Annotated in this window: 4 protein-coding genes; 2 read left to right on the top strand and 2 right to left on the bottom strand. The window is 73.6% G+C overall.

Annotated features, from left to right (window positions below; genetic code table 11):
* Positions 1-932, top strand: a 932-nt coding sequence (locus tag NCC78_RS29155) for a GGDEF domain-containing protein (RefSeq protein ID WP_250798554.1), incomplete at its 5' end; no start/stop codon positions are given.
* A gap of 83 nt (positions 933-1,015) precedes the next feature.
* Here NCC78_RS29155 and prfA read toward each other — a convergent pair.
* Both prfA and rpmE read right to left on the bottom strand, forming a co-directional pair.
* On the bottom strand, positions 1,016-2,104 hold the full coding sequence (gene prfA / locus NCC78_RS29160) for a peptide chain release factor 1 (RefSeq protein WP_250798555.1): 1,089 nt from the start codon (positions 2,102-2,104) through the stop codon (positions 1,016-1,018).
* 97 nt (positions 2,105-2,201) lie between these two features.
* Entirely contained in the window at positions 2,202-2,426 is a 225-nt protein-coding gene (rpmE, locus tag NCC78_RS29165) for a 50S ribosomal protein L31 (RefSeq protein ID WP_250798556.1), read from the bottom strand.
* A 296-nt stretch (positions 2,427-2,722) separates the two neighbouring features.
* On the opposite strand from rpmE, the gene NCC78_RS29170 reads away from it, so the two are divergent.
* Positions 2,723-3,619, top strand: a complete 897-nt coding sequence (locus NCC78_RS29170; RefSeq protein WP_250798557.1) for a phosphatase domain-containing protein — start codon at positions 2,723-2,725, stop codon at positions 3,617-3,619.
* Positions 3,620-3,707 lie beyond the last annotated feature (88 nt).

Raw genomic sequence — 3,707 nt, forward strand, 5'->3', positions numbered from 1 at the left:
CCGGGCGGGTCGGCCGGCGGCGGCCGAGCAGCCTGGCCGCGTACGGCTACGCCGCGGCCCGGCGGGCCGCCCTCGGCGACCGGGTGGAGACCGGCACGGACAACTCCCCGGCCCGGCTGCTCGGCCACGGCGGGGACAGCGCCCGCGCCCGGGACATGCGCCAGCTCGGCCAGGTCTGCCTCGCCGTCGCCGAGGGACGGCCGATCGAGGCGGTCAGCCGGCTGGAGACCGTCCGGGTCTCCACCGAGACGCTGGGCGCGGCCGAGCCCGCCCGGCTGCGCAGCATCGCCCTTGCCCGCTCCGGGGACCACGCGGCGGCGCACCAGGCCGACCGGCTGGCGTTCCGGCTGGCCGCGCAGCGCAACGACCGGCTCCGCGACGTCTACATCGACGGCATCGCCGCCCGGATCGACCACGAGGAGATGCGCCGCGAGGCGGCCCGCTTCGAGGGCGAGGCGCTGACCGACCCGCTGACCGGGCTGCCCAACCGCCGACGCCTGGAGCGCTACATCGCCGCGCTGGTCGCCGGCGGCGAGCGGGTGGTGATCGGCGTCTGCGACCTGGACGGCTTCAAGGCGGTGAACACCCGGCACGGGCACCACTCGGGCGACCTGGTGCTCCAGCGCATCGCCGGGGTGATCAACCGGGTGATGCGCCGGGGTGACTTCGTGGCCCGCTACGGCGGGGACGAGTTCGTGGTGGTGCTGCCCGGCGCCGGGATGGGCGAGGCGGCCGAGGTGGGCCGCCGCATCGACGCCGCCGTACGCACCGAGGACTGGGAGTCGCTGGTGCCCGGCACCCCGGTCGGGGTGAGCGTCGGCTTCGCCCAGGTCGACGCGGCCGGCCCCGGCCAGCGCGACGCCCTCGGCGCCGCCTTCGAGGCCGCCGACCGCGAGATGCTCCGCGCCAAAGCCCACCCCCGCGCCTCCTGACCCCACCGGCGGGGCCCGGTGTCCGGCGGGGAGGGGCCATTCCCGGGAGAACGGCCGCTCCTACCCGGAAAGTGCGGGGTGGGTCAGCGGCGGGCGAGTTCGGTGTCGCCGGCGAGGCGGGCGGCGCGGTCGGCCTCGACGAGAGCGTCCAGGACGGCGTCCAGGTCGCCCGCGAGGGCCAGGTCCAGGTTGTACGCGGTGTAGCCGATCCGGTGGTCGCTGATCCGGTTCTGCGGGAAGTTGTAGGTGCGGATCCGCTCCGAGCGGTCCACGGTGCGCACCTGGGCCCTGCGGGCGTCCGAGGCGGCCGCGTCGGCCTGCTCCTGGGCCGCGGCGAGCAGCCGGGCGCGCATGATCCGCATCGCCTGCTCGCGGTTCTGCAACTGGGACTTCTCGTTCTGGCACGAGACCACGATGCCGGTGGGCAGGTGGGTGATCCGGACCGCCGAGTCGGTGGTGTTCACCGACTGCCCACCGGGCCCGGACGAGCGGAACACGTCGATCCGCAGGTCGTTCGCGTCGATGGTGACGTCGACGTCCTCGGCCTCGGGCAGCACCAGCACGCCGGCGGCGCTGGTGTGGATCCGGCCCTGCGACTCGGTGACCGGGACGCGCTGCACGCGGTGCACCCCGCCCTCCCACTTGAGCCGGGACCAGACGCCGTTGCCCCCCTCGGGGACGCCCTTGGTCTTGATCGCCAGCGAGACGTCCTTCACCCCGCCGAGGTCCGAGTCCTGCGCGTCGATGACCTCGGTGAGCCAGCCGCGCCGCTCGGCGTAGCGGGTGTACATCCGCAGCAGGTCAGCGGCGAAGAGCGCGGACTCCTCGCCGCCCTCGCCGGCCTTGATCTCGACGATCACGTCCTTGGCGTCGTGCGGGTCGCGCGGGATCAGCAGCTCGGCGAGGCGCTCCTCGAGCGCGGGCAGGGACACCGCGATCGACTCGGCCTCGGCGGCGAAGGAGGGGTCCTCGGCGGCCAGCTCGCGGGCGGCGGCGAGGTCGACCCGGGCCTGCTCCAGCTCCCCGGCCGCCTTGTGCAGCGGGACCAGCTCGGCGTACCGGCGGCCGACCCGTCGGGCGGTGCCCTGGTCGGCGTGGATGGCCGGGTCGGCCAGCCGCTTCTCCAGCTCGGCGTACTCGTCGAGGAGGGCGGCCAGACGCTCGCTGCTCATGCTGCGGTTGCTCCTTCGACGGTAGGGACGGAACCGGGGCGGATACGGACGACGCCCGCGTCCGGCACGAAACCGGGCGCGGGCGCCGAACGAGGAATTACTTGGCCTTCTTGGCCTGAACCTTGGCGTACTTCTGCTGGAACTTCGCAACCCGACCAGCGGTGTCCAGGACGCGCTGCTTACCGGTGTAGAACGGGTGGCAGGCGCTGCAGGTCTCGACGTGGATCGAGCCGCCCTTGGCGGTGCTGCGGGTCGAGAAGGTGTTGCCGCAGGAGCAGGACACCTCGGTGGTCACGTACTCCGGGTGGATGTTGGACTTCATGTTCGCCTCGGTCCTTTCGTCGGTGGTCGCCGGGTCGCCTTCGGTGCCCGTCGCGTCTCGCGACAGGCTCGGGCGTGAACCGGAACCGGTGGCCGATTGACCAGTGTGCCATGGGCGGACGCCGGCTCGGAAATCGGGCCGCACAGCTGGTCCGGCTTCGTCAACGTACGCCTCCCGTCCCGCATTCCCGCCGCCTGGCCGGGCATTCACGGGGCACGGACGGCACCGCGTTCCGTGCCCCGCGCAGGGGCACGGCGGTCGCCGCCAGATAGGGACAAACGACACGAAGGGACGCGATGAGCCGCCTGATCGCCACCCGGGGACTCCCCGCCTCCGGCAAGACCACCTTCGCCCGGACCCTCCAACCGTCCGTGGTCCGCGTCAACCGCGACGACCTGCGCCGCATGTTGCACGGCGAGCGGCTGTTCACCCAGTGGGCCGAGTGGCAGGTGACCGTCGTGCAGCAGGCGCAGGTCGAGGCGCTGCTGCGGGCCCGGGCGGACGTCTGTGTCGACGACACCAACCTGCGGTCGCGGACCCTGCGGGACTGGGCCGACCTGGCCGCCCGGCACGGCGCCGAGTTCGAGGTGCACGACTTCACCGACGTGCCGCTGGAGGAGTGCCTGCGCCGCGACGCCGCCCGCCCGGAGGCCGACCGGGTCGGCGAGGCGTGGATCCGCCGCCTGCACGAGCGTTATCTGGAGGGGCGCACCCTGCCACTGCCGGTGCCGCAGGCCCGGACGGGGCGGCCGGCCACGGTGCACGCCCCGTCGACCGAGCCGCCGGAGATCGTCCTGGTCGACATCGACGGCACGGTCGCGCTGAACGTCTCACGCAGCCCGTACGACATGACCCGGGTGGGCGAGGACGAGCCGAACCCGGCGGTGATCGCGGCGGTCCGGGCGATGCACGCGGCCGGGTACGGGGTGGTCTTCTGCTCCGGCCGGGACGCCTCCGCCCGCGCCGCCACCGAGGCGTGGCTGGCCCGCCACGTCAAGGTCCCGTACCTCGCGCTGCATCTGCGTGCCCTCGGCGACTCCCGGAAGGACTCCGTCGTCAAACGCGAGATCTACGAACGCGAGGTCGAGGGACGCTACCGGGTGGTCGGCGTCTTCGACGACCGGATGCAGGTGGTGAAGATGTGGCGCGCCCTCGGCCTCACGGTCTTCCAGGTGGCCGAGGGCGACTTCTGACCCGCCGGTCCAGGGGTGGTCGTCGCTGGTCGATCTCCAACGCCGACAACCACCCCTGGACCGACGAGGCGGGTCAGGCGGCGGGCGC

The organism is Micromonospora phytophila, from assembly GCF_023656545.1.
Lineage (GTDB): Bacteria > Actinomycetota > Actinomycetes > Mycobacteriales > Micromonosporaceae > Micromonospora > Micromonospora phytophila.

Coding starts and splice junctions, on each gene's coding strand:
- NCC78_RS29170 (WP_250798557.1), top strand. CDS start 2,723: ATGAGCCGCCTGATCGCCACCCGGGGACTCCCCGCCTCCGGCAAGACC.
- prfA (WP_250798555.1), bottom strand. CDS start 2,104: ATGAGCAGCGAGCGTCTGGCCGCCCTCCTCGACGAGTACGCCGAGCTG.
- rpmE (WP_250798556.1), bottom strand. CDS start 2,426: ATGAAGTCCAACATCCACCCGGAGTACGTGACCACCGAGGTGTCCTGC.